22 protein-coding genes are annotated in these 26,699 nt (G+C 42.7%); 3 read left to right on the plus strand and 19 right to left on the minus strand.

Annotated elements, in window-relative coordinates:
* Positions 1-43: 43 nt before the first annotated feature.
* The 5 genes from gltS to EL144_RS01865 all read right to left on the minus strand — a co-directional run bounded on the left by gltS (position 44) and on the right by EL144_RS01865 (position 3,828).
* Positions 44-1,252, minus strand: coding sequence for a sodium/glutamate symporter (gene gltS / locus EL144_RS01845; RefSeq protein ID WP_005702063.1), 1,209 nt, complete (start codon positions 1,250-1,252; stop codon positions 44-46).
* 167 nt (positions 1,253-1,419) lie between these two features.
* Complete coding sequence (dtd, locus tag EL144_RS01850) at positions 1,420-1,854, minus strand: D-aminoacyl-tRNA deacylase (RefSeq protein ID WP_005702062.1); 435 nt, start codon at positions 1,852-1,854, stop codon at positions 1,420-1,422.
* Positions 1,851-2,687: a virulence factor BrkB family protein gene (locus EL144_RS01855; protein WP_005702061.1), complete on the minus strand. Its 837-nt coding sequence runs from the start codon at positions 2,685-2,687 to the stop codon at positions 1,851-1,853. The genes dtd and EL144_RS01855 overlap by 4 nt, the downstream gene beginning before the upstream one ends.
* Entirely contained in the window at positions 2,684-3,157 is a 474-nt protein-coding gene (locus EL144_RS01860) for a YchJ family protein (protein WP_005703545.1), read from the minus strand. Before EL144_RS01860 ends, EL144_RS01855 begins: the two co-directional genes overlap by 4 nt.
* A gap of 2 nt (positions 3,158-3,159) precedes the next feature.
* Positions 3,160-3,828, minus strand: coding sequence for an MOSC domain-containing protein (locus EL144_RS01865; protein WP_032995046.1), 669 nt, complete (start codon positions 3,826-3,828; stop codon positions 3,160-3,162).
* Between the two features lie 125 nt (positions 3,829-3,953).
* On the opposite strand from EL144_RS01865, the gene EL144_RS01870 reads away from it, so the two are divergent.
* Complete coding sequence (locus EL144_RS01870; RefSeq protein ID WP_005703547.1) at positions 3,954-5,453, plus strand: helicase HerA-like C-terminal domain-containing protein; 1,500 nt, start codon at positions 3,954-3,956, stop codon at positions 5,451-5,453.
* 241 nt (positions 5,454-5,694) lie between these two features.
* Positions 5,695-6,510: a class I SAM-dependent methyltransferase gene (locus EL144_RS01875; protein ID WP_005703548.1), complete on the plus strand. Its 816-nt coding sequence runs from the start codon at positions 5,695-5,697 to the stop codon at positions 6,508-6,510.
* A gap of 75 nt (positions 6,511-6,585) precedes the next feature.
* Here EL144_RS01875 and glmS read toward each other — a convergent pair whose 3' ends face one another.
* From glmS to secE, 14 genes are all read right to left on the minus strand, one after another.
* Complete coding sequence (gene glmS / locus EL144_RS01880) at positions 6,586-8,418, minus strand: glutamine--fructose-6-phosphate transaminase (isomerizing) (protein ID WP_005703549.1); 1,833 nt, start codon at positions 8,416-8,418, stop codon at positions 6,586-6,588.
* Between the two features lie 48 nt (positions 8,419-8,466).
* Positions 8,467-9,243, minus strand: a complete 777-nt coding sequence (locus EL144_RS01885; protein WP_005703551.1) for a DeoR/GlpR family DNA-binding transcription regulator — start codon at positions 9,241-9,243, stop codon at positions 8,467-8,469.
* Positions 9,244-9,381: 138 nt separating this feature from the next.
* A complete protein-coding gene (locus EL144_RS01890) occupies positions 9,382-9,654 on the minus strand; it encodes an HU family DNA-binding protein (protein ID WP_005702053.1) in 273 nt (90 codons plus the stop codon).
* Between the two features lie 165 nt (positions 9,655-9,819).
* Positions 9,820-10,410, minus strand: coding sequence for a YjaG family protein (locus EL144_RS01895; protein WP_005703552.1), 591 nt, complete (start codon positions 10,408-10,410; stop codon positions 9,820-9,822).
* A gap of 17 nt (positions 10,411-10,427) precedes the next feature.
* Complete coding sequence (gene hemE, locus EL144_RS01900; protein ID WP_005703553.1) at positions 10,428-11,492, minus strand: uroporphyrinogen decarboxylase; 1,065 nt, start codon at positions 11,490-11,492, stop codon at positions 10,428-10,430.
* Positions 11,493-11,499: 7 nt separating this feature from the next.
* Positions 11,500-12,282 (minus strand): NAD(+) diphosphatase, encoded by a 783-nt coding sequence (gene nudC, locus EL144_RS01905; protein ID WP_005703554.1) that lies wholly within the window; start codon positions 12,280-12,282, stop codon positions 11,500-11,502.
* 316 nt (positions 12,283-12,598) lie between these two features.
* A complete protein-coding gene (gene rpoC / locus EL144_RS01910; protein WP_005703555.1) occupies positions 12,599-16,867 on the minus strand; it encodes a DNA-directed RNA polymerase subunit beta' in 4,269 nt (1,422 codons plus the stop codon).
* Between the two features lie 103 nt (positions 16,868-16,970).
* Entirely contained in the window at positions 16,971-20,999 is a 4,029-nt protein-coding gene (gene rpoB / locus EL144_RS01915) for a DNA-directed RNA polymerase subunit beta (protein ID WP_005703556.1), read from the minus strand.
* Positions 21,000-21,268: 269 nt separating this feature from the next.
* Positions 21,269-21,640, minus strand: a complete 372-nt coding sequence (gene rplL, locus EL144_RS01920) for a 50S ribosomal protein L7/L12 (RefSeq protein ID WP_005703557.1) — start codon at positions 21,638-21,640, stop codon at positions 21,269-21,271.
* A gap of 51 nt (positions 21,641-21,691) precedes the next feature.
* Positions 21,692-22,183, minus strand: coding sequence for a 50S ribosomal protein L10 (gene rplJ, locus EL144_RS01925; protein WP_005703558.1), 492 nt, complete (start codon positions 22,181-22,183; stop codon positions 21,692-21,694).
* 357 nt (positions 22,184-22,540) lie between these two features.
* Positions 22,541-23,230 (minus strand): 50S ribosomal protein L1, encoded by a 690-nt coding sequence (gene rplA, locus EL144_RS01930; RefSeq protein WP_005703561.1) that lies wholly within the window; start codon positions 23,228-23,230, stop codon positions 22,541-22,543.
* A 4-nt stretch (positions 23,231-23,234) separates the two neighbouring features.
* Positions 23,235-23,663 (minus strand): 50S ribosomal protein L11, encoded by a 429-nt coding sequence (rplK, locus tag EL144_RS01935; RefSeq protein ID WP_005630840.1) that lies wholly within the window; start codon positions 23,661-23,663, stop codon positions 23,235-23,237.
* A gap of 169 nt (positions 23,664-23,832) precedes the next feature.
* On the minus strand, positions 23,833-24,384 hold the full coding sequence (nusG, locus tag EL144_RS01940) for a transcription termination/antitermination protein NusG (protein WP_005702043.1): 552 nt from the start codon (positions 24,382-24,384) through the stop codon (positions 23,833-23,835).
* A gap of 1 nt (position 24,385) precedes the next feature.
* Positions 24,386-24,796 carry a preprotein translocase subunit SecE gene (secE, locus tag EL144_RS01945; protein ID WP_005702041.1) on the minus strand — a complete coding sequence of 137 codons (411 nt, stop codon included), beginning with the start codon at positions 24,794-24,796 and terminating at the stop codon, positions 24,386-24,388.
* 864 nt (positions 24,797-25,660) lie between these two features.
* Between secE and EL144_RS01950 the strand changes: the two genes are divergently transcribed.
* Positions 25,661-26,176: an Hcp family type VI secretion system effector gene (locus tag EL144_RS01950; RefSeq protein WP_005702040.1), complete on the plus strand. Its 516-nt coding sequence runs from the start codon at positions 25,661-25,663 to the stop codon at positions 26,174-26,176.
* Positions 26,177-26,699: the final 523 nt, after the last annotated feature.

Consider the following 26,699-nt stretch of genomic DNA (forward strand, 5'->3'; position numbering starts at 1 on the left):
CTATGGATCATCAATAGGGTTCTTTGTTTTTCGTATCAGGTGATCAATGTAGGTATTTTACGACTTCCATAAATACTTTTAGTACAGCAGCATTTACCAAATCAATGAAAAACGCCCCAACCATCGGCACGATTAAGAAGGCTTTATGAGAAGGCCCAAAACGGCTGGTTATTGCTTGCATATTGGCCACGGCCGTTGGCGTAGCCCCCAAACCGAAACCACAGTGACCAGCACTTAGTACCACCGCATCATAATCTCTTCCCATTATGCGATAAGTCAAATAAATCGCAAATGCAGCCATTAATACCACTTGAATAGCCAAAATAGCGACCACAGGTAACGCTAAACCTGCTAATTGCCATAATTTTAAGGACATCAATGCGATTGCCAAGAATAAAGATAGACCCACATTACCTAATACATCTACAGCAGAATCGGCAACATTAAATTTGAAAATATGGGTTAACAAGTTACGAATTACCACGCCGGTAAATAAACACCATACGAACGTCGGCAACTCAATAAGTGTGCCTTTTGTTTGTATATCTAAGAACTGACCAATAAGTAAACAACATACCATCATAGTGATGGTTTCAATTAAAGAACGAGTTGTAATCTTACGCTGATAAGTGGGATGCTCAAAAGCCTCTTGTACATCATCGACATCATCACTTTCCGGATTCTCGCCATGTTTCATTTTCCCTAATAAATGGCGTGCCACCGGACCACCGATAATACCACCGGAGACTAAACCAAAGGTTGCACAAGCCATGGCTAATTCCAAGGCGCCTTCAAGGTGGAATAACTCTGTTAGTTTACCTGCCCATGCTGCACCAGTACCATGCCCACCGGTTAATGTCACTGAACCGGCAATTAACCCGTAAGCAGGGTCAATACCAAATAATACAGAACCACCAACACCAACAAAATTCTGTACAGAAATTAATAATGTTGCAGCAATCACGAAAATAATTAAGGGCTTACCACCTTTTATCAAACGAGCAAAGTTGGCACTTAAACCGATGGAAGAAAAAAATACCAGCATCATGGTGAACTGCAAGTTCGTATCGAAAGTAAAAGACAAACCCCACCCTTGATATAAAACGGTAAGAATAAGCGCAACTAAGAAACCGCCCACAACCGGCTCGGGAATATTATAATTTTTCAAGAAGGAAATACGTTTGACTAAGAAATAGCCTAGCAACAAAACAAAACCTGCTAGAGCAAGGGTTTCATAGGTATTAAAATTCATAGAATATCCTCTTTTTGATAGTAATTTTTCCATGACAACTTGAAATATAAAGCACAGAAAAACTTATGCGAAGAATAAAAAATTTTTATTAATCACGAAAGGACTTTCAATTTAGCAGAAAATAAAGACCACTTCTACAAAAAACACATAAAAATACAGGTCAAACCTTAATTATTTAACCAAAATGTAACTGGGCCGTCATTAGTTAAGCTTACTTGCATATCCGCAGCAAATCTCCCCGTTTCCACCTTAATTTTCTCACCGCACTTTTGTACAAAGTAATCATAAAGCGCATTGGCCAATGCAGGAGGTGCGCCTTTAGAAAAACTCGGACGCAGCCCTTTTTGCGTATCCGCAGCTAAGGTAAACTGCGACACCACCAACACTTCGCCACCAATTTGTTGCACATTCAAATTCATTTTGTCATCTTCATCGCTGAAAATACGATAATTGAGTACCTTTTCCGCAAGCTTATCCGCCTTCTGGCAATCATCATCCTTTTCCACACCTAATAGCACCAACAAACCCTTACCAATTTGCCCGACCACTTCGCCCTCGACGTCCACTTTCGCCTGAGTTACCCGTTGAATTAATGCGATCATTTTGTTTCCTCTATTTGTTCTAAATTTATCATTTTTTCCGACCGCACTTCCGCCAACACTGCTGCTAATTGTGCGCCGAGTAGCACGAACGTCCAGCTTAACTGAATCCACAGTAACATAATCGGCAGAGTGGCCATCGCACCATAAATTAACTGATAAGACGGGAATGTCACGATATACCAAGCAAAGGCCTGCTTACCCAACGTGAAAAACACGGCAGCAATAAGCGCACCGGCAGCAGAATGTTTGATGCTGACTTTTTTATTCGGCACTACCATATAAATCACAGTGAAGATAAACCACGTAGAAAGAAACGGCACAAAGCTCAATAATTTCAAGCCAAAAGAAAATCCCGATGCATTTTCAAACATGGTTTTTACATAGGCACTGGCGGCAATACTGGTGCCAACTAACAGCGGGCCTAAGGTGAGAATGAGCCAATAAATAGCGAAAGAAGTAAAAATCGGACGAGTGCTAGTGTCATGCCAAATACTGTTTAGCGTACGGTCAATAGAATTAATCAACATTAATGCTACCACAATCAAACTGATAATCCCCACCGCGCTCATTTGCTTGGAATTATTCACAAACTCATCAATATATTGCCCTACTACATCACTCGCCGACGGAGCAAAATTGGTGAAAATAAACTCTTTCAAGGCACCGGTTACTTCGTTAAACACCGGAAATGCCGAGAAAATGGAAAATACCACCATAATTAACGGCACAATGGCAAGCATGGTGCTGTAAGTCAAATAACCGGCGGCTTGGGTTAATTTATTCTGATTAAAACGCTGCCAAAAGATCGTACAAAACGTTTTCCACTCAATCATAAAAAGCCTCCGCAACAATGCTTAAATTTTTTGCCAGAACCGCACACACAAGGTTGTTTCATCGTCGGCAGCGGCACCGTTGGATCCACAAAATACCAACGCCCGTCAATTTTTACAAAAATCGAACGTTCATGATGAGATTGTTCCCCCTCCTCACCTTGAAAAACGGCGTTAAATTCCACCGCACTTTGGAGCTTGCTCAACGTCTCCGTCTTTAAAATCTGCAAACCAAGCCATTGGGTATTTTCTGCCCAAGTTTGAATGGCCTGTACGTTTAGTAACGCCTGTTGTCTTGGCACGGTGGTTTCCACAATATAAGGCACATTTTTCAGTACATAAGCGGCATAGCGGGAACGCATGAGTTGCTCGGCGGTCTGTGGCAATTGTTCACTGGCGTGAAAACGTCCGCAACAATCTTGATAAGTTTGCTGCGATTGACAAGGGCAATTTGAATCTAAAAGTGCGGTCATTTTTAACTCTGTTTTTCTTGTAATTTTATCAGTTGTGAATTTAACGAACGCTTGAACGCCGGCGCCAACACCTCAAGAGCCAAGGCCTGTTCAAGCTCCTCTGCATGATTGGGTGCCGACAATAAACGGTTCAAATGACGAATGGTAAATTCAGGATGCGGACGGCTTAACAAGTGCAGTTTATCGCCTTTATGAATTACACCCGCTTGTACCACGCGCACATACCAACCGGACCAACCGGAACGATATACGGTCTGTTGAGTATTTTGATTTTCGGTATTTTTCGATAAACGTTCACAAGGCTTACGCGGTTGCGACACTTCCACCACGCCGGTGCCAATTTGAAAACGGTCTCCCACACATACGGAATCTTCGTTCAACTCGGAAACCACAAAATTCTCACCGTAAATCGCTGTGCCCTGATAAGAAAAATTTTCATCTAATAACGCATTTAACGCCGGGAAAGAATCTTCCGACATAAAAAAGAGCGCCTTATCCACGCCGCCGTGATGGGCTTTTAATCCCACATCATTGCCTTCCGCCCCTAGCGCATGGATGTTCACCGTATCTACCGGTTGCTTGCGAATAGCACTTTCATATATTGAGCCGTCAGCAAAAGTCAGCTGTTGTACTTGCCCGACCTTAATGATCAAAATTTCTGCATTTGCCATCATTTTCCTCGTTATTATCTGAAATCTGCAGAATTATACCGTAAAAACAACTTATTTTTTGACCGCACTTCTATTTTTAAATATCATGCGGAAAATTCATTCGCAATCCATTAGGAACAATAACAATGCAATATTTATTAGCCCAAACCCCTCAAAACCAACAACTTGGTATTACCGCGAAAATGGCGAACCGCCACGGTTTAATCGCCGGTGCCACCGGCACAGGTAAAACCGTCACGTTACGCAAAATGGCGGAAGCCTTTAGTGACGATGGAGTACCGGTGTTTTTAGTGGATGTGAAAGGCGACCTTTCCGGTTTAGTGCAACCGGGTGCGATGCAAGGCAAAATCGCCGAGCGTATTGAACAATTCAATTTAGGCGGCGAAAGCTATTTGAGTGGTTACCCTGTATCCTTTTGGGACGTGTTCGGTGAAACCGGCATTCCGCTACGCACCACCATTTCCGAAATGGGGCCGTTGTTGCTCTCCCGTTTATTAAACCTCAACGCGACGCAAGAAGGTTTGCTCAACCTGGTATTCCGCGTTGCCGATGACAAAGGCTTATTGCTTATCGACCTAAAAGACCTGCGCGCAATGCTGAAATATGTGGCGGAAAATGCCAAAACCTTCCAAGTGGAATACGGCAACGTGTCTGCCGCCAGCGTAGGCGCCATTCAACGCGCCTTATTAACCTTAGAAAACGAAGGTGCAACAAATTTATTCGGCGAGCCTGCATTAAATTTAGATGATTGGTTACAAACCCGTGACGGACGCGGCGTCATCAATGTGCTTAATTCGGAAAAATTAATTAACTCCCCACGTATGTACAGTGCGTTCTTGCTTTGGTTAATGGCGGAATTGTTTGAACAATTGCCGGAAGTGGGCGACCCCGACAAACCGAAATTTGTGATGTTCTTTGACGAAGCACATTTACTGTTTGACGGTGCACCAAGCGTATTGGTGGATAAAGTAGAACAGGTCGTGCGTTTGATTCGTTCCAAAGGTGTGGGCATTTATTTTGTGACCCAAAACCCGTTGGACTTACCGGATACCGTGCTAGGTCAATTAGGCAACCGCGTACAACACGCCTTGCGCGCCTTTACGCCACGCGATCAAAAGGCCGTGAAATCGGCCGCGGAAACCTTCCGTTCCAACCCGAACATAAACGTGGTTGAAACCATTTCAACACTCGGCGTAGGTCAGGCATTAGTCTCGTTCTTAGATGAAAAAGGCATGCCGACACCGGTGGAAATTGCTTATATTTTCCCACCGAAAAGCCAATTAGCGCCTATTACCGCCGAACAACGCACCGCTTGGGTGAAAGACGACGATTTATACGCTTTCTATAAAGATTATGTGGATAACGAATCTGCTTTTGAGGTGTTAAACCAACAAGCGGATTTAGCCGCCGTAGCGCAAAAACAAGCTGAACAAGCCAAGCAGGAAGAAGAAAACGGCATTATGGGTAGTCTCAGCCGCATGATTTTCGGTACCAAAAAACGTGGCGAGCAACTGACTGTGACGGAAGAATTGGTCAGTGGCGTAGCAAAATCCGTGGGACGCAACATCCGCAACCAAATCACCAAACAAATTATGCGTGGGATTTTGGGCGCGTTTAAAAAATAAAATTCATCCGAAAAATGAACCGCACTTTTTGATATTCACTGACAATATTCTCTTAAAAAGTGCGGTCATTTTTTTAATGTTTTTCACTCTTCATTATCCAGTCTTTAATTAAGAATAATTCTCATCTATAATCACGCCTATTAATAAGAGAAATCCCTTTTCCATGACGGCAGTTTACGCCGTACTGCCCGCCATAGCTTTATTCCACTGCAAACAAGCAGTATAAACATAAGGAGTAACTATGTTTCAAATTCAAGATGCGGTCAGCGAAACCCTACTTATTCCGCTATATATGCGTTATCAAGAATCATTAAAACCCGATCCGATTATTCATGACGAATCAGCTCTGCGTCTAGTACCGCAAATCGATTACGATTTCAGTAAATTTGATACCGCCGTACACAGTTCCGTAGGTTCGGCGATTCGCGCCACATATTTGGATAACGTGACTAAAGACTTTATTCAACGCCATCAACAACCAATTATCGTGATGGTCGGCTGCGGGTTGGACGCACGTCATGAGCGTGTCGGTGATATCGGCAAAAACACGCCTTTTTATGAACTGGATTTGCCTGATGTCATTGCATTACGCAAGCAAATGATGCCGCTGGCGGAAAACGAAATTTTATTGCCCGCGTCAGCCTTTGAAACGGATTGGATGGATACATTACAAACGCAATACCCGCACGCTTCGTTTTTATTTGTTATTGAAGGCGTGTTGATGTACTTCAATGAAGCGCAAGTGAAAAAACTGTTTAAAGACTTAGCCGCCCGTTTTAGCGGTGGTGAAATCGCTTTTGATATCGGTAGCACTTGGATGAGTCGTAATTCGCAAAAACATCATGACGTAATAAAACATATGCGAGCCCAATTTGATTACGGTTGTGATGACGATCATGAAATGGAGCATTGGGCAAATAATCTGCAACTCATGTCGGCAAAATATATGTTCGATTTTCCGGCTTGGAAACGTATCGGTTTATTGAAAGCCGCCATCATGTGGATATTCCCCACAGTCCGCAAATCTTATCGTTTCTTACGGTATCGAATTATTTAAAATTTGAGGTAAAAAAAGACCGCACTTTGCTTTTCTCATTCAAAGTGCGGTCAGAATTTCAAACGTTTTTAGAGATTATTCTACTGTTACCGCTTTCGCCAAGTTACGAGGCTGATCCACATCGGTGCCTTTGATTAAGGCAATGTGGTAGGCCAATAATTGCATCGGCACGGTATAATAAATCGGCGCGGTGATCTCGCTTACCGTCGGCATGGTAATAATTTTCATGCCTTCCACTTCGCTGAAGCCGGCTTCTTTATCGGCGAAAACATACAACTGACCGCCACGGGCACGTACTTCTTCAATGTTGGATTTGATTTTTTCCAACAATTCATTGTTTGGCGCCACCACAATTACCGGCATATCGGCATCGATTAATGCTAACGGGCCGTGTTTCAATTCACCGGCAGCATAGGCTTCTGCGTGAATGTAAGAAATTTCTTTTAACTTCAATGAGGCTTCCATCGCAATCGGATAGAATTCACCACGCCCTAAGAATAAGGCATGATGTTTCTCTGCAAAATCTTCTGCCAAATCTTCAATATGCTGATCGAATGCCAAGGCCTTTTCAATTTCTGCCGGCAAGGCTTCTAAGGCTTTCACGATTTCCTGCTCTTTTTCGGCAGAAAGTGTGCCTTTCGCTTTGCCTACGGCAACCACTAACATTAACAACGCTGCCAACTGTGTGGTAAAGGCTTTGGTAGATGCCACGCCGATTTCCACGCCTGCGCGGGTCATGAAGGCTAAATCCGATTCGCGCACCAAAGAAGAGCTGGCAACGTTACAAATCGTCATGGCTGCCATATAGCCTTTTTGTTTTGCCAAGCGCAACGCCGCCAAGGTATCGGCGGTTTCACCGGATTGGGAAATCGTAATCAACAAACTGTTCGGGCGGGTCACAAATTTGCGATAACGGAATTCGGAAGCGATTTCCACATCACAACTGATACCGGCCAAGCTTTCAAACCAATAACGCGACACCATGCCGGAATTGTAAGAGGTTCCACAAGCGACAATTTGAATGTGTTCCACTTTCTCTAAAATGTCTTTTGCGCCGTTGCCAATGGATTGAATGACTAAATTATCGTGAGTCAAACGGCCTTGCATGGTATTCACTAGTGCAGTCGGTTGTTCGTAAATTTCTTTCTGCATGTAATGGCGGAATTTTCCTTTCTCCGCAGCATCATTTTCAGCGTTGGAATCATGCATGCTACGCTCTACTTTCTTACCGTCACGATCGTAAATATCCACGGATCGACGAGTAATTTCTGCAATATCGCCTTCTTCCAAATAAATAAAACGACGAGTTACGCTTAATAACGCAAGTTGGTCAGAAGCAAGAAAATTCTCACCGATACCCAAGCCAATCACCAGCGGACTACCGGAACGAGCAGCAACCAAATGTTCGGGATGCATACGATCCATCACGACCATACCATAAGCGCCAGTAAGCTGTTTCACTACTTTTTGTACTGCGTCCAACAGGCTGTCGGTACTACGCATTTCCCATTCCACCAAATGTGCGATCACCTCGGTGTCGGTTTGAGAGGTAAACACATAACCGCGTTCTTTTAACAGGGTACGTAATTCTTCATAATTTTCGATAATGCCGTTATGCACCACTGCGAAATTGCCAGAAACATGCGGGTGCGCGTTATCTTCGGAAGGTGCACCGTGAGTTGCCCAACGGGTGTGTGCGATACCGGTACCGCCACTAATAGGGGATTTTTCCACCGCATCATCCAATTCTTTCACTTTACCTAAGCAACGTACACGTTGTAATTCGTGCTGTGCATCCACAACCGCCAAACCTGCCGAGTCATAACCCCGATATTCAAGACGGTGTAATCCGTTAATTAAGATTTCTGCCACATCACGTTGTGCTACCGCACCGACAATTCCACACATAAGATTTCCTTTATAAGACTAAAAAACACTGAAAAAAACCACCGCACTTTATGCGCAAATGACATCCACGCCATGCGCCTCAATACGGCGTTTATTCTCTTCCGACAGCAGATTATCGGTAATCAACACATCAATCTGCTGCCACATTAATTCCACATTCGGCATTTTGCGACCGATTTTTTGTGATTCCACCATCACGATCACTTCGCGCGCCACATCCGCCATCACTTGGCTCAGCCCGACTAACTCGTTAAACGTTGTCGTTCCACGTTCAAAATCAATACCATCGGCACCAATGAATAACTGGTCAAAGTTATAAGAACGCAATACTTGTTCCGCTACTTTACCTTGAAAAGACTCTGAAGCCTTATCCCATGTACCGCCGGTCATTAATAAGGTCGGCTCGTTTTCTAGGGAACGAAGTTCATTCGCCACGTACATGGAATTAGTCATCACCACTAGGCCTTGTTTATGATTCAGCTGCTTAATCAAAGCAGCTGTTGTGGTACCACTATCGATAATAATACGGTTGTGATCCAAAATACGTTCCGCCGCTCGTTTTGCAATCGACAACTTTCGTTCCGAAAGAAAATCTTCTTGTTCATCCTCAATCAGTTCTTGTGGCATTAAAATTGCTCCACCATAACGACGCAACAGAAAGCCATTACGTTCTAATACGGATAAGTCCTTGCGAATAGTGACTTCCGATGTATCAAACAACTGGACAAGCTGTTCTACGCTGATTTCCCCGCGTTCCAACAATAATTGCATAATGCCATGACGGCGTTGTTGGGTATTACGGGGTTGAATATTACGCTTAGTCATTTTTACCAATAAATAGTTCAGATTAAATTTCGGTTCGAAAGTTTATAAGGATTTAAAGGAGATGTAAACAGAAAGAAAGACAACAAAAAACCCTGTTTACGATAAACAGGGTTTAGTCATTAAATATAAGGGCTCTAATTATTTAACAGCGTCTTTTAATGCTTTACCAGAAACGAATGCCGGAACTTTAGATGCAGCGATTTTGATTTCTGCGCCGGTTTGTGGGTTACGACCGGTACGTGCTTTACGCGCGTTCACTTTAAATGTACCGAAACCGATTAATTGTACAGCTTCACCTTTTTTCAAGCTGCCGGTGATAGCTTCTAAAGTTGCTTCTAAAGCTGCTTTAGCTTGTTTTTTATTTAATTCAGCTGAGCTTGCGATAGCATCAATTAAATCTGTTTTGTTCATAGATTAGTACCTTCTATTTTTAATAAAATTTAACAGTGGAGGAATAAATAATTCTGTAATTATCTATTCAATGACCATAATCACTGTAATCAGTGCAGTGCCAAGATTAATCTAAGTTGGCCTTAAAGCAAAGCAGGAATTGCAAAAATTGCTGAAAATATCGCACTAATGGTCAATTTTTATACAAATATTTGAGATTTTCTCTTCGCGTAACTCGTTTTTTAAGTCCTGAATCAGCGCTACATTATGTTTTTCCGCTTCATTCAGCACACGGTAAAGTTGCCATTGCAGGTCCAATTCCTGCTGAATCAGATCCGATTCTTTCAATTCGGTGTCGGACAATTCTCGCTCTTGTTCCATTTCCAAATAACCCGCAACCGTCCCTAAAGAAAGTTGGCTAACTTTTACGGCTTGCTCCAATGATGCCCCCGCAATGATGGTGTGTAACACTTCTGAAAGCCCTTCACACGCATCTAAAGCAGGAATAACACCATAACACCGGTAATCATTAACATCGGGAATAATATCTTCGAGTTTTTCCAGTTGGTTTTCAAAATTGATTTTAGTGTCTTTCACAGTTAAGTATTCCCACACCAAATTCAAAATATTGTGATACACCTTCGCATTTTGCGGTTGTTCGCTAATTTGACAGAACAAATGATAATTGGGATACATCCGTTCACATAGGCATGCCATAAAAGTCAGATGCTGCCAAGTGGCGAGATTTTCTAAACGTTTATGAATCGGATTTCGCATAATATTTTCACCGCACTTTAGAGATGATAAGACTTGGACAGTTGGTGTACCGCATCCACCAACACTTTCGGACTTTCCGTCGGCACATCCTGATGAATACCATGACCAAGATTAAATACATGCCCGCTACCTTCACCAAATGCCGCCAAAATCGACCGCACTTCGTCTTCAATTCGGCCGGCAGGCGCATATAACACGCTCGGATCCATGTTGCCTTGCAATGCCACTTTATGCCCGATACGGCGACGTGCCTCAGCGACATCCACCGTCCAATCCAAGCCCACTGCATCACAACCAGTATCGGCAATGGCTTCTAACCATAACCCACCGCCTTTGGTAAACAAAGTTACCGGCACGCGACGACCATCATGCTCACGAATCAAACCGTCCACGATTTTGTGCATATAACGCAAGGAAAACTCCGGATACTCACGATGTGCCAACACGCCACCCCACGTATCAAACACCATGACCGCCTGGGCACCGGCTTTAATTTGCGCATTTAAGTAAAGAATCACGCTGTCTGCCAGTTTATCTAACAAGGCGTGTAATAAGTGCGGTTCGCTATACAGCATTTTTTTAATTTTCGTAAAGGCTTTAGAAGAACCGCCTTCCACCATATAAGTGGCCAATGTCCACGGGCTACCGGAAAAGCCGATAAGTGGCACTTCACCATTTAGTTCACGGCGAATCGTGCGCACCGCATTCATCACATATTGTAGCTCCTGCTCCGGATCAGGAACGGGCAAATTTTCCACCGCACTTTTGCTGTCAATGACCCGTTCAAATTTAGGACCTTCACCTGCGCCAAAGCTCAACCCCAAGCCCATGGCATCGGGAATCGTTAAAATATCGGAAAATAAAATAGCGGCATCCAAATCATAACGACGCAACGGTTGCAAGGTGACTTCACAGGCTAAATCCGCATTGCGGCATAAAGACATAAAATCACCGGCTTGCGCACGAGTGGCTTTGTATTCCGGCAAATATCGACCCGCTTGACGCATCATCCAAACAGGCGTCATATCTACAGGTTGGCGTAAAAGGGCTTTTAAATAGCGATCATTTTTTAATGTGGTCATAAAACCTCTAGTTATCATGATGTTGTTGACACAATTCCAGTGTCGCTTCAATTAGTTTACGTGCAATAGTGCCATGTGGCGGCAACTCGGGCAGAGGCTCGTCATAATCAAACCATTGCGCGTCATGAATTTCTTCAGGCTGAATTTGAATCTCACCACCTGCGTAATCTGCTAAAAAACCAACCATTTGTGAATTGGGAAACGCCCAAGGTTGGCTACCAAAGTAACGCAAATTTTGCACGTGAATATGCGTTTCTTCGTAAACCTCCCGCCGCACCGTCTCTTCAAAAGTTTCACCGGCTTCCACAAAACCTGCTAGGGTGGTGTATATGCCGCCTTTATGCCGCATATGATTTGCCAATAAAATCTGTCTTCCACGGCGCACGGCAACGATGATCGACGGACAAATCACAGGATAAGTACGAAAGCCACAAGCATGACATCTCACCGCCCACTCATCTGACATTTGTTCGTTTTTTCCACCGCACTTGCCACAAAATTGATGGGTTTGATAGAAATGGTTGAGTTCCACGCCTCGGCACAATAAATTGAAATAGTCCTGCGGTTCGCCTAGCTGCTCACGTAAGGAAAAGTAATCGCGGGTATCTTCCGTTTGATTTTCAATCAAATAAAACGGCTGTTGTTGCCACTCGCCAATTTTCAGCGCATTTAAACCATTTAAACCTAAATCGACCGCCTTTCCAAAAGGCAACTTACCATGGTTTAAATGAATGCTTGAGCCTTGTGTAAATAACCAAAACCCCATGTCTTCGGGTTTAATCGGTTGCATATGAACACCTGTTTAGTTGGTTGAAAAACGCCGCAAAAAACGACCGCACTTTTGCTCTTAGGCGACAACATAAGAAGCTTGGTGAACTTGTCAAACCTCTAGTCTTATGTTGTTAGTCGCTGAAATTACTTATATTTCGACAAACGCAATGATTGTAATCTCAGCTATGTTTGACTACGTTATCTCATTGCATGAAAAGTGCGGTCATTATAGAGGGTATTTTTCAATTTAGCGAATAAAACCCCATGCAAAATCAGATTATTGCGTATAAACAAAAACCCGAGCATGAGCCCGGGTTTTAAGTGACGAGAATAAATTATTCTGCGTGATCGTCGTCTTCTACCATATTCAGCATTTCAGCCAAATTTGCCGATGCTTCATCAGAAGTCATGACGAATTCGGAAGCAATCTCTTCTTCATCCGCTGCCGATAATCTTACCGGCACCTCTTCTTCGGAAATCACGGTTGGATTTTTATGACGATTTTGGTGATACGCAAAACCGGTACCCGCCGGGATCAAACGACCCACAATGACGTTTTCTTTCAAGCCGCGTAATTCATCGCGTTTACCTGCTACTGCCGCTTCCGTTAACACACGTGTGGTTTCTTGGAAGGATGCCGCAGAGATGAAGGACTCGGTTGCCAAGGACGCTTTGGTAATACCCAATAATTCACGTTCATATTCCACCGGTGGTTTGCCTTCCGCTTCACGTTTACGGTTAACGATTTTCACGCGAGCCACTTCCACTTGTTCCCCTTCAAGGAATTCGGAGTCATAAGCTTTGGTGACAATCGCTTTACGCAACATTTGGCGTACAATAACTTCGATGTGTTTATCGTTAATTTTTACCCCTTGTAAGCGGTAAACTTCTTGGACTTCATTAACGATATATTCGGTTACTGCGTGTACACCACGTAAACGTAAGATGTCATGTGGCGTTTCCGCACCGTCGGAGATTAAATCACCACGATCTACCATTTCACCTTCGAATACGTTCAATTGACGCCATTTCGGAATCATTTCTTCGTACACTTCACCTTCCGTCGGAGTAATCAATAAGCGACGTTTACCTTTGGTTTCTTTACCGAAGGACACGATACCGGAGATTTCTGCCAAAATGGCCGGCTCTTTCGGTTTACGTGCTTCAAACAAGTCTGCCACGCGTGGAAGACCACCGGTAATATCTTTCGTTCCTACGGATTCTTGCGGAATACGTGCTAATGGATCACCGATATGCACTTCTGCGCCGTCATCTAGGGTCACGATAGCTTTACTTGGTAAGAAGTATTGCGCTACAACATCGGTACCCGGCACGACAATATCGTTACCTTTATCATCAACCAGTTTAATCGCCGGACGTAAGTCTTTACCGGCTGTCGCACGTTCACCCACGTCTTGTACCACAACGGAAGAAAGACCGGTTAATTCGTCGGTTTGACGGGTAACGGTTAAGCCGTCCACGATATCCACGAATTTCACGAAACCGCCCACTTCAGAGATAACCGGCATGGTATGCGGATCCCAGTTAGCGATAGTTTCGCCGGCATTCACATCTTGCTGATCGCCTTTGTTTAAGATCGCACCGTAAGGCACTTTATAGTGTTCTTTGGTACGACCGAAGGTATCCACAATGGTTAATTCGGTATTACGAGAAGTTAACACCAATTTGCCTTCATTGTTAGTTACAAATTTCGCATTGGCCAAACGCAATGTACCGTTGTTTTTCACTTGTACGCTAGACTCTTTGGCTGCTGCAGATGCCGCACCACCGATGTGGAACGTACGCATGGTTAACTGTGTTCCCGGTTCACCGATAGATTGTGCCGCAATAACACCCACGGCTTCACCTTGGTTAATCAGGTGACCGCGCGCTAAATCACGACCGTAACATTTCGCACACACACCAAAGTCGGTATTACAGGTTACAACAGAACGGACTTTCACACTGTCCACAGAATTTTCGTCTAATACATCACACAATTTTTCATCTAATAAGGTATTGCGTGGAATTAATACTTCTTCCGTCCCCGGTTTTAAGATGTCTTCAGCAACGACACGACCTAAAACTTGTTCGCGTAGAGGCACTTTTTCATCGCCACCCTCAATTAACGGGGTCATCACGATACCTTCGTGTGTACCACAGTCGTCTTCTACGATAACGAGGTCTTGCGCTACGTCAACCAAGCGACGAGTTAAATAACCGGAGTTCGCTGTTTTCAACGCGGTATCCGCCAAACCTTTACGCGCACCGTGGGTGGAAATAAAGTATTGTAAAACATTTAAACCTTCACGGAAGTTTGCCGTAATCGGGGTTTCGATAATGGAACCGTCCGGACGTGCCATCAAGCCACGCATCCCCGCTAACTGACGAATCTGTGCTGCAGAACCACGCGCACCGGAATCTGCCATCATAAAGATACTGTTGAAGGACGCTTGTTTTTCCGGTTTACCTTCACGGTTAATCACTTCTTCCGTAGAAAGGTTTTCCATCATAGCTTTCGCCACACGTTCGTTGGCGGCAGCCCAAATATCGATCACTTTGTTATAACGTTCGCCGGCAGTCACAAGACCGGATTGGAATTGCTCCTGAATTTCAGCAACTTCTTCTTCCGCTGCAGAAATAATTTCGTATTTTTTCGCCGGAATGACCATATCGTCGATACCAACGGAAGAACCGGAACGTGCAGCATAAGCAAAACCGGTATACATAATGTGGTCAGCAAACATGACACTGGCTTTCAAGCCTAAACGACGATAGCTTTCGTTAATTAACTTAGAAATCGCCTTTTTGCCCAGTGTTTGGTTAAACAAGCTAAACGGCATACCTTTCGGTGCGATCATCCATAAAATGGCACGACCGATAGTCGTATCTGTTAATGTGGTTTTTGATTCAAACTCACCGGCTTCGTTTTTCACATACTCAGTAATACGAACTTTCACACGAGAATGTAATTCTGCTTGACCGGTACGATAGGCTTTTTCTGCTTCGCGCGGGTCTTGCAATAACATGCCTTCACCTTTACCGTTCACTTTTTCACGGGTCATATAGTAAAGACCTAACACCACGTCTTGTGACGGAACAATAATCGGATCACCGTTTGCCGGAGAAAGAATGTTGTTCGTAGACATCATTAACGCACGCGCTTCTAATTGCGCTTCCAAGGTTAACGGTACGTGTACCGCCATTTGGTCACCGTCGAAGTCCGCATTGAACGCCGCACAAACAAGTGGGTGTAATTGAATCGCTTTACCTTCGATTAAGATCGGTTCAAACGCTTGAATACCCAAACGGTGCAATGTTGGCGCACGGTTCAACAGAATCGGATGTTCGCGAATGACTTCAGCCAAGATATCCCAAACGATCGCATCTTCACGCTCCACCATTTTCTTCGCAGCTTTAATCGTCGTTGCATAACCACGGCTTTCTAATTTTGCATAGATAAACGGACGGAATAATTCCAACGCCATTTTCTTCGGCAAACCGCATTGATGTAAGTGTAAGTATGGGCCTACTGTGATTACGGAACGACCTGAGTAGTCAACACGTTTACCCAACAAGTTTTGACGGAAACGACCTTGTTTACCTTTAATCATATCCGCCAATGATTTTAACGGACGACGGTTAGAACCGGTGATAGCACGACCGCGACGACCGTTATCTAACAATGCATCAACGGATTCTTGTAACATACGTTTTTCGTTACGCACAATAATATCCGGTGCGATTAAATCCAATAAACGTTTTAAACGGTTGTTACGGTTGATTACACGACGATATAAATCGTTCAAGTCGGAAGTTGCAAAACGACCACCGTCTAACGGCACTAACGGACGTAAATCCGGTGGAAGCACCGGTAATACGGTCATCACCATCCATTCCGGTTTGTTGCCGGACTGTAAGAAGGCTTCTAATAATTTTAAGCGCTTAGTGATTTTCTTACGTTTGGTTTCGGAATTGGTTTCTTGTAATTCTTCACGTAAATTTTCGCATTCCGCTTCCAAATCGATACCGCGCAATAAGGCTTGAATGGCTTCCGCACCCATTTTGGCATCGAACTCATCTTGCCAACGGTCTTCCGCGTCAAGATATTGTTCTTCGGTTAACAACTGACCACGCTCAAGATCGGTCATACCCGGTTCGATCACAATGTAAGATTCAAAATACAGCACGCGTTCAATATCACGCAAAGGCATATCTAACAATAAACCGATACGGGACGGCAGGGATTTTAAGAACCAAATGTGCGCCACCGGTGAAGCTAATTCGATATGCCCCATACGTTCACGACGAACTTTAGTTTGAGTGACTTCAACGCCACATTTTTCACAAATCACACCACGGTGTTTTAAGCGTTTGTACTTACCGCACAAACATTCGTAATCTTTTACCGGTCCGAAGATACGGGCACAGAAAAGACCGTCACGTTCCGGTTTAAAGGTACGATAGTTGATTGTTTCAGGCTTTTTAACTTCACCGTATGACCAAGAACGGATCATGTCAGGTGAGGCTAAACCGATTTTAATCACATCAAAATCTTCAGCGGTTTTTGATTGTGCTTTTAAAAACTTAACTAAGTCTTTCACAGATTTGCTCCTGTCGGAGTTAAACTTATTCAAGTACGGTCGTTTTTCAAAACGTTTTTAAAATCGACCACACTTGGGCTCAATAGGGGGTCAATACCCTGACTTATTCTTCGTCCAAGTCGATGTTGATACCAAGTGAACGGATTTCTTTCATAATTACGTTGAAAGATTCCGGTGTGCCCGGATCCATGTGTTGGTTGCCGCTGACGATGTTTTTATACATCTTCGTACGACCGTTCACATCATCGGATTTCACGGTTAACATTTCTTGTAAGGTATAAGCAGCACCATAAGCTTCAAGTGCCCAAACCTCCATCTCACCGAAACGTTGACCACCGAATTGCGCCTTACCACCCAACGGTTGTTGAGTAACAAGACTATAAGAACCGGTTGAACGCGCGTGCATTTTGTCATCAACCAAGTGGTTCAATTTGAGCATATACATGTAACCTACAGTTACCGGACGCTCGAATTTCTCACCTGTACGACCATCATAAAGGGTAATTTGACCGGAAGTCGGTAAACCACCAAGCTCTAATAAGCCTTTAATTTCTTTTTCATGGGCACCGTCAAATACCGGTGTCGCAATCGGCAAACCTTTACGCAAGTTTTGTGCTAAACGCATCACTTCTTCGTCAGTAAAGGTGCTGAGATCCACTTTTTGTGAACCGCCGCCAAGGTCATAGGCTTTTTGCATGTATTCACGCAATTTCGCAATAGATTGTTGTTGTTTAATCATCGCGTTAATTTGATCACCGATACCTTTTGCCGCCAAACCTAAGTGAGTTTCTAAGATTTGACCGATATTCATACGGGACGGAACGCCCAGCGGGTTCAATACAATTTCAACAGGTTGACCGTTTTCATCGTATGGCATGTCTTCCACAGGGTTAATTTTGGAGATAACCCCTTTGTTACCGTGACGACCCGCCATTTTATCACCCGGTTGAATTTGACGTTTCACCGCCAAGTACACTTTAACGACTTTCAACACGCCCGGTGCCAAATCGTCGCCTTGGATAATCTTGTTGCGTTGAACTTCTAATTTACGTTCAAATTCTTTGCGTAATTCTTCGTGTTGTTCCGCTAACTGCTCTAATTGGTGCTGTTTTTCCTCGTTATCTAAGGTTTGCTCCAACCATTTAGTGCGGTCTAATTTATCTAAGGATTTCGCATCGAAACCGCCGGACAACAATAGGTTGCGGACACGCATAAACAAGCCGGCTTCTAAGATCTCAAACTCTTCGCTCAAGTCTTTTTTCGCTTGTTTTAACTGCATTTCTTCAATTTCTAACGCACGTTTGTCTTTTTCTACGCCATCACGGGTAAACACTTGTACGTCAATAACGGTACCGGAAACGCTGTTTGGTACGCGTAGAGAAGAGTCTTTCACATCGGAGGCTTTTTCACCGAAGATCGCACGCAATAATTTTTCTTCCGGCGTTAATTGGGTTTCACCTTTCGGTGTCACTTTACCTACCAGAATATCGCCGCCTTTCACTTCCGCACCGATATACACGATACCAGATTCGTCCAATTTACTTAGTGCGGCTTCACCGACGTTAGGAATATCTGCGGTAATTTCTTCCGCGCCTAATTTGGTATCACGCGCCACACAAGACAGCTCTTGGATGTGAATCGTGGTGAAGCGATCTTGTTGAACCACACGTTCGGAGACTAACATGGAGTCTTCGAAGTTATAACCGTTCCACGGCATGAAAGCTACGCGAATATTTTGACCTAACGCCAATTCACCTAAATCGGTGGAAGGACCGTCTGCCAAGATTTCACCGCGTTCCACCGGATCGCCCAATTCCACGCAAGGAATTTGGTTAATACAGGTATTTTGGTTCGAACGGGTATATTTAATGAGGTTATAAATATCAATACCGGCTTCGCCCGCGACAGTTTCGTCTTCATTGACTTTCACCACGATGCGGGAAGCATCTACATATTGAATAGTACCGCCGCGTTTTGCCACAACCGCCACACCGGAGTCAAGGGCAACCGATTTTTCGATACCTGTACCGACTAACGGTTTGTCCGCACGCAATGTCGGCACGGCTTGACGTTGCATGTTCGCCCCCATCAAAGCACGGTTCGCATCGTCATGCTCCAGGAACGGAATCAATGCCGCCGCTACGGAAACCACTTGTTGGGTAGAAACGTCCATATAGTGAATTTCTTCCGGTTTATATAAGCCGGATTCACCATGTTCACCACGACAGGTTACAAAGGCATCGGTAAAGCGGAAATCATCATCAAGATTGGAGTTCGCCTGTGCGATAACGTATTTGCCTTCTTCAATGGCAGACAAATATTCGATTTCTTCAGTCACCTGACCATTTACTACTTTACGGTACGGAGTTTCTAAGAAGCCGTAGTCGTTAGTACGCGCATAAACGGAAAGGGAGTTAATCAAACCGATGTTTGGCCCTTCAGGCGTTTCAATCGGACACACGCGACCATAGTGGGTAGCATGTACGTCACGCACCTCAAAACCTGCACGTTCACGGGTTAAACCGCCCGGACCCAATGCAGAAATACGACGTTTGTGTGTGACTTCTGATAACGGGTTGTTTTGGTCCATGAATTGAGATAACTGAGATGAACCAAAGAATTCTTTCACCGCAGCAGAAATTGGTTTTGCGTTAATTAAATCTTGTGGTGTGATGGCATCTAAATCACCTAAAGATAAACGCTCTTTCACCGCACGTTCAACACGTACCAAGCCAATACGGAACTGGTTCTCTGCCATTTCACCCACAGAACGGATACGACGGTTACCTAAGTGGTCAATATCATCCACTTCACCGCGACCATTACGAATATCAATCAGTTTCTTCATCACACTGACGATATCTTCATTACTTAACGTACCGTTACCGGTGGCTTCTTCAATACCTAAAGAGCGGTTAAATTTCATTCTACCTACAGCAGACAAATCATAACGATCGGAAGAGAAGAACAGGTTGTCAAATAATGCTTCTGCGGCTTCTTTTGTCGGTGGTTCACCCGGACGCATCATGCGATAGATTTCCACTAACGCACTTAGGCGGTCATTAGAAGGATCTACACGTAAGGTTTCGGAAATATACGGACCATAATCAAGATCATTGGTAAATAAAGTCTCAATTTGTGTATAACCGGCTTGTGCTAATTTTGCCAATAACTCAAGAGAAAGCTCCATATTTGCCGGGCAAACTAATTCTCCGGTTGCTAGATCCACATAATCTTTCGCAGCAACTTTGCCTACAATATATTCAGTCGGCACTTCAACTTGGGTAACTTTGTCTTTTTCCAAGGCTTTAATATGACGTGCAGTAATACGACGGCCACGCTCAACATAAACCTTACCTTTAGCCTCAATATCAAACGCGGCGGTTTCACCACGCAAACGCTCCGGTACTAAGGTCATTAATAATTTGTTATCTTTGATTTCAAAGGAAATTTTATCAAAGAAAAGATCTAAGATTTGTTCGGTAGTATAGCCTAGCGCACGTAAAATAATGGTTGCCGGTAATTTACGACGGCGGTCGATACGTGCATATAAATTATCTTTCGGATCAAACTCAAAATCCAACCATGAACCGCGGTAAGGAATAATACGTGCGTTATACAGCACTTTACCTGAAGAATGAGTTTTACCTTTGTCGCTATCAAAGAATACACCCGGACTGCGGTGTAATTGAGACACGATAACACGCTCGGTACCATTAATAACGAAAGTACCGTTATCAGTCATCAATGGGATTTCACCCATATAAACTTCTTGTTCTTTAATATCTTTGATGGTGCCCGGTGCGGCATCTTTGTCGTAACTAACTAAGCGTAGTTTTACTCGTAAAGGTGCTGCATAGGTGGTACCACGAATTTGGCATTCACGTACATCAAACACCGGCTCGCCTAATTGATAGCTGACATATTGTAATTCAGTATTTCCGTTTGTACTGACAATCGGGAATACAGAGCGGAAAGCGGCTTCTAAGCCTTGTTGACCATCAGGATCTCTTTGAATAAATTTTTCAAAAGAATCAATCTGAATTGTTAATAAATAAGGAATATTTAAAACTTGCGGACGTTTGCCGAAGTCTTTACGAATTCGTTTTTTCTCGGTATAGGAGTAAACCATAGGGTTCCTCTGCTTGCTGTTCAGTGACCCACAATCAACACGCAATAATTTGGGCAAATATTGGTGACAATGTATTAGATACCGTTTTTAGATGACCGCACTATGAACCTTACTTCTTGAGTGGGTAGCTCAAATTAAAATGCTTTGTTTAACTTGAGGAAACAAAAGTAATCAAACGGCAAATTTACTTCTGTTTTTGATAGCACAAAATGGCTGATGGTCACCCACCAGCCATTTAGCCTGAGAAACAGGACGAAATAGAATCAAAATTATTTGATTTCTACTTTCGCGCCGGCTTCTTCTAATTCTTTCTTAAGCGCTTCTGCTTCTGCTTTAGCAACGCCTTCTTTCAATACAGCCGGTGCAGATTCAACTAAGTCTTTAGCTTCTTTCAAGCCTAAACCGGTTGCACCACGTACTGCTTTGATTACTGCTACTTTGTTAGCACCAGCTTCAGCAAGAACTACGTCGAATTCAGTTTTTTCTTCTGCCGCTGCTGCTGCACCACCTGCTGGAGCTGCTGCTACTGCTGCTGCTGCGGAAACACCGAATTTTTCTTCCATCGCTGTGATTAATTCAACGATTTCAGTTACAGATTTAGAAGCAATCGCTTCAATGATTTGTTCGTTAGTTAATGACATAACAATCAATTCCTAAAGTAAATAAAGTTAATTGGATGAAGAAACGCTTGATTAAGCCGCTTCTTGTAATTTGTCGCGTAATGCCGCAAAAGTGCGAACAAGTTTGCCTGCCGCAGCTTCTTTCATTGTGCCCATTAAACGTGCAATTGCTTCGTCGTAAGTCGGTAATGTTGCTAAGAATTCAACATCTTGGATCTTACCTTCAAAGGCTGCACCTTTAAGTTCAAACTTATCGTTTGCTTTCGCGAATTCTTTGAACAAACGTGCTGCAGCACCTGGATGTTCAGTAGAGAATGCGATAAGTGTTGGACCGGTAAATGTGTCTTTCAAACATTCGAATTCAGTGCCTTCTACCGCACGACGTAATAAAGTATTACGAACAACGCGCATAGAAACACCGGCTTCGCGTGCTGATTTACGCAATTCGGTCATTTTGTCTACTGTCACACCACGGGAATCCGCGATCACAGCAGAAAGGGCACCTTTGGCTGCTTCATTTACTTCGGCAACAATTGCTTGTTTGTCTTGAAGATTTAATGCCATTGGCTGTTAGCTCCTGAATACACTCCGATTGCTCGGAATTTAAATACCTAATAAAACGACTATTAGGACGAATTCGGTGCACAGAAGCAAGAAAATTCTTATTCTGTTCACCATCTACGTAGGATGATTAAGATTGCTCCCCTACGGTCTTGGACGGGGCTTGAATGAGGTCAAACACCAACCAGAAATGCTAAACCGCAAATAAACTACGGCCTAAAAAGGACGCAAATTATAACGGTCTAAATAACATTTGTAAATGCCTGATGATAAAAAAGTCACCAATTCAACAACGAGAAATGCCGCAAAAAATAACCGCACTTATAAAAGTGCGGTCATATTTCATCGTATTTCTACGGATTATAGTGAAGCTTGATCAACAGCTACACCGGCACCCATTGTAGTAGAAAGACTTACTTTCTTAATGAAGATACCTTTAGATGTTGCAGGTTTCGCTTTAGTTAAAGCCGCTAACAACGCTTGAAGGTTTTCTTTCAATTGTACTTCAGAGAAGTTTGCTTTACCGATAGTAGTGTGGATGATACCGTTTTTATCGTTACGATAACGAATCTGACCGGATTTAGCATTTTTCACTGCTTCAGCAACGTTTGGTGTGACAGTACCCACTTTCGGGTTTGGCATTAAACCACGTGGGCCTAATACTTGACCTAATTGACCAACAACACGCATTGCATCAGGAGAAGCGATAACAACGTCAAAGTTCATTTCGCCTTTTTTGATTTGCTCAGCTAAATCTTCCATACCTACTAAATCAGCACCAGCTTCTTTAGCTGCTTCTGCGTTTGCACCTTGGGTGAACACAGCTACGCGAACTTCGCGACCAGTACCGTGTGGTAATACAGTTGCACCACGTACGTTTTGGTCAGATTTACGAGGGTCGATACCCAAGTTTACTGCGACATCAACACTTTCAACGAATTTAGCCGTTGCAAATTGTTTCAATACAGCAATTGCTTCGTTGATTTCGTATGCTTTAGTAGAATCTACGCCAGCTTTGATTGCTTTCATTTTTTTAGTCAATTTAGCCATCGTATTATTCCTCCACCACTAAGCCCATTGAGCGAGCAGTACCAGCAATTGATTTCATCTTAGTTTCAATAGTTGCACCAGTCATATCCGCTGCTTTGGTTTCAGCGATTTGACGAACTTGATCTAAAGTTACTTTACCCACTTTATCCTTGTTCGGTTTACCGGAACCTGATTTGATACCTGCTGCTTTTTTCAATAAAACTGCTGCCGGTGGAGTTTTAGTAACAAATGTAAATGAACGGTCTGCGTATACTGTGATAACAACCGGAATCGGCAAACCTTTTTCTAAGCTCTCAGTACGAGCGTTGAATGCTTTACAGAATTCCATGATGTTCACACCTTGTTGACCTAATGCCGGACCAACTGGTGGTGATGGGTTTGCCATACCAGCTGCAACTTGCAGCTTAACATAGGCTTGGACTTTTTTTGCCATTTTTAAGTTTCCTCTAAGTGGGTAATAACGCTACTACTAGCTCCCCTGTTGATAAAAAGGGTTGCATTCTAATCAAAGTCAACCAGTTTTTCAAGTAAAAATACTTGAGAAAGTCACCGCACTTTATCATATTTCATTTAAAGTGCGGTCAAAATTTTAAACGTTTTAACTAGCTATTCTTTTCCACTTGGCCGAACTCAAGTTCAACCGGTGTAGCACGACCAAAAATAGAAACAGACACTTTCAGGCGGCCTTTTTCGTAATCGATTTCCTCTACTGTACCGTTGAAATCTATAAACGGCCCCTCGGTTACGCGCACTTCTTCGCCCGGTTGGAACGTTGTTCTTGGTTTTGGTTTGTCGCTGTTTTGTTCCAAACGATTCAAAATAATATCTGCTTCACGGTTACTAATTGGCGCCGGTTTATCCGGTGTACCACCAATAAAGCCCATCACACGTGGCACGCTACGAACCAAATGCCAGGTATCGTCATTCATTTCCATTTGTACTAACACATAGCCCGGGAAATATTTACGTTCACTTTTACGACGCTTACCGGCTACATTTTCAACCACCTCTTCGGTCGGTACAAGCACCTCGCCAAATTGTTCTTCCATTTGATGAAGCTTAATATATTCGCGTAAAGTTGTTGCCACACGGGCTTCAAAACCGGAGAAAGCCTGCAACACGTACCAACGTTTTTTATTTGCGGTGTCTGTCATTTTAGAATCTCCAGTCGGTTAAAAAGGTAATAATACGTACAATGATTGAATCCAATCCCCAAAGAATCAACGACACAAACACTGTCACACCAACAACCATAAAGGTTGTTTGAGTTGCTTCCGGACGGGTTGGCCATACGATTTTTCTCAGTTCTGTACGGGAATCTTTAAAGAAACCAAGGGCTTTTCGACCTTGATTAGTCATTGCTGCTACACCTAAAGAAATCAGTAGCAAAACAACAATGGCAACAACACGAATCGGGGTAGAATATTGGTCTTGGAAATAAATATTACCGAAAGCTGTTGCCGCAATAATCACAACAGTCAACAGCCATAAAAAAATGTTTAACCCCTTAGACTTTCCTTCTAAAGGCTCAGGTGCATTTTTCTTTTTCTCAATTTCTAATGCCATAAAAATTTATCCATTATGTAACTTTAAAAAACAGGGATCCTTTTTCGAACGCAGGATTATAGCAGCTAATTTTCCAGTTTCATATTAAAATTACACAAAGATTTGCAAGATCACCTGTCTCCATAACCTAAGTCATCAACTTGTAGGGTTGTCTTTCTACCACGCTTTACCTGGTTACCGGTATTGGTAAACATCAGTTTCTACGCCTACATTTACGCAAAGAAAAATCACAAATAGTAGCTAAATCTATAGCTTATTCCCAAAAAACGCAGAGAGATTGCAATATATCTATGAAACCATAGTTTTTTTTTACACAATGCTATCAAGAATAAAGTAATAGAATAATTGGTCTTATAAATCCCATTTGATAGCTCCAAACATCCTAAAATGTATTAATAAAATTTGAATATCAGTTGGAACAAAATAAATAGAAATTGAATGAATAATAGAGTGTTGTTGATTTTCTTCACAAGCTTATTCTCTCATATAAGAACCACATAATATATTTAAGGAACAACAAAGCTCGATTTAATATAGGTAAATACCCAATAGAATACTAACTATCTCATCAGTCATACTGTGAAACTTATCCGATAGATTTCAATCATTACACTTATTCTTTATGTATAGAAAAATCACAACAGCACATAGATATTACCTCTGTCAAAATAAGTTTTAACGACATTAATCCAAGTCTATTTTCCTATGTAAGAATATTATTCTAAAGTGAAATAACTTTTATTTTTGATGATTTTTTTGAGCCCCCATAAGAAAAATTGCTGCTAAATAATATTTAATTTGATATAGTTACATCCGTCTGATTTAAGACAAACTTAATCTTTAAAGCTAATTTAGGAGAATTCTATGCCTACACCAGCGTTTATTTCAATCGAAGGTAGTAACCAAGGAAAAATCACTGCAGGTGCTTTTACCGAAGATTCTGTCGGTAATGTTTATGTAGAAGGTCATGAAGACGAAATTATGGCACAAGCTGTAAGCCATATCGTTACAGTTCCAACAGACCCACAATCTGGTCAACCGTCTGGACAACGTGTACACCAAGCATTTAAATTCACTTGCTCATTAAATAAAGCAGTTCCTTTAATGTACAACGCATTAGCGTCAGGTGAAATGTTGCCTAAAGTTGAAGTTACTTGGTATCGTACTTCTATTGATGGTCGTCAAGAACAGTTCTTCTCTACTGTATTAGAAGACGCAGTAATCGTAGATATGAATTTAGTAATGCCAAATGCACAAGATCCTAGCAACGCACCTTATACTCAACTATTAGAAGTGAGTATGAGCTATCGTAAAATTAACTGGGATCACACCATTGCAGGCACCTCTGGTTCTGATGACTGGCGTAAACCTCAGGTTTAACCATAATTCAAAAAATAATCTAATTCTAAAAGTTAGACTACTAATTATAGGACTGATTTCGATATATGTTGGACTCAGTCCTTTTAGTTTCGCTGAAATATAATAATTATTGCAGTAATTACTATTTACCCTTCCCCTCTTTTGAGAGGTAAAATGAGCACTAACTCATTTATCTTTCTTCTGTTTAAACCCTTTTAAGCGATAACAAATACCGAGTAACCCTCTTGCGCTGGGGTTATCTGAATTGTTGCTTGTAAGCCTTGTTATTGCTAGATCTGTGCAATTTGGTTTTTACTCCGTATAACTAAACGTATAACTAAAATCTAAAGTGCCTATAAAAATGGCGGTAATCGGGAGGTTTCTGAACGCTATAAAAAAGAGGTTTTCGGGAATTATAAAAAAGCGATTTAACCAGAAGATGATGATGGTTAGAAATGTGAAAAATTGGCAGTCTCCGCGCACCCGTTACCCCGTGGAAGTCCTAGCCCATCTAGGAGTACCTTTACTCAAAGGTAAACAAGTC

The organism is Aggregatibacter aphrophilus ATCC 33389, from assembly GCF_900636915.1.
GTDB classification, from domain to species: domain Bacteria; phylum Pseudomonadota; class Gammaproteobacteria; order Enterobacterales; family Pasteurellaceae; genus Aggregatibacter; species Aggregatibacter aphrophilus.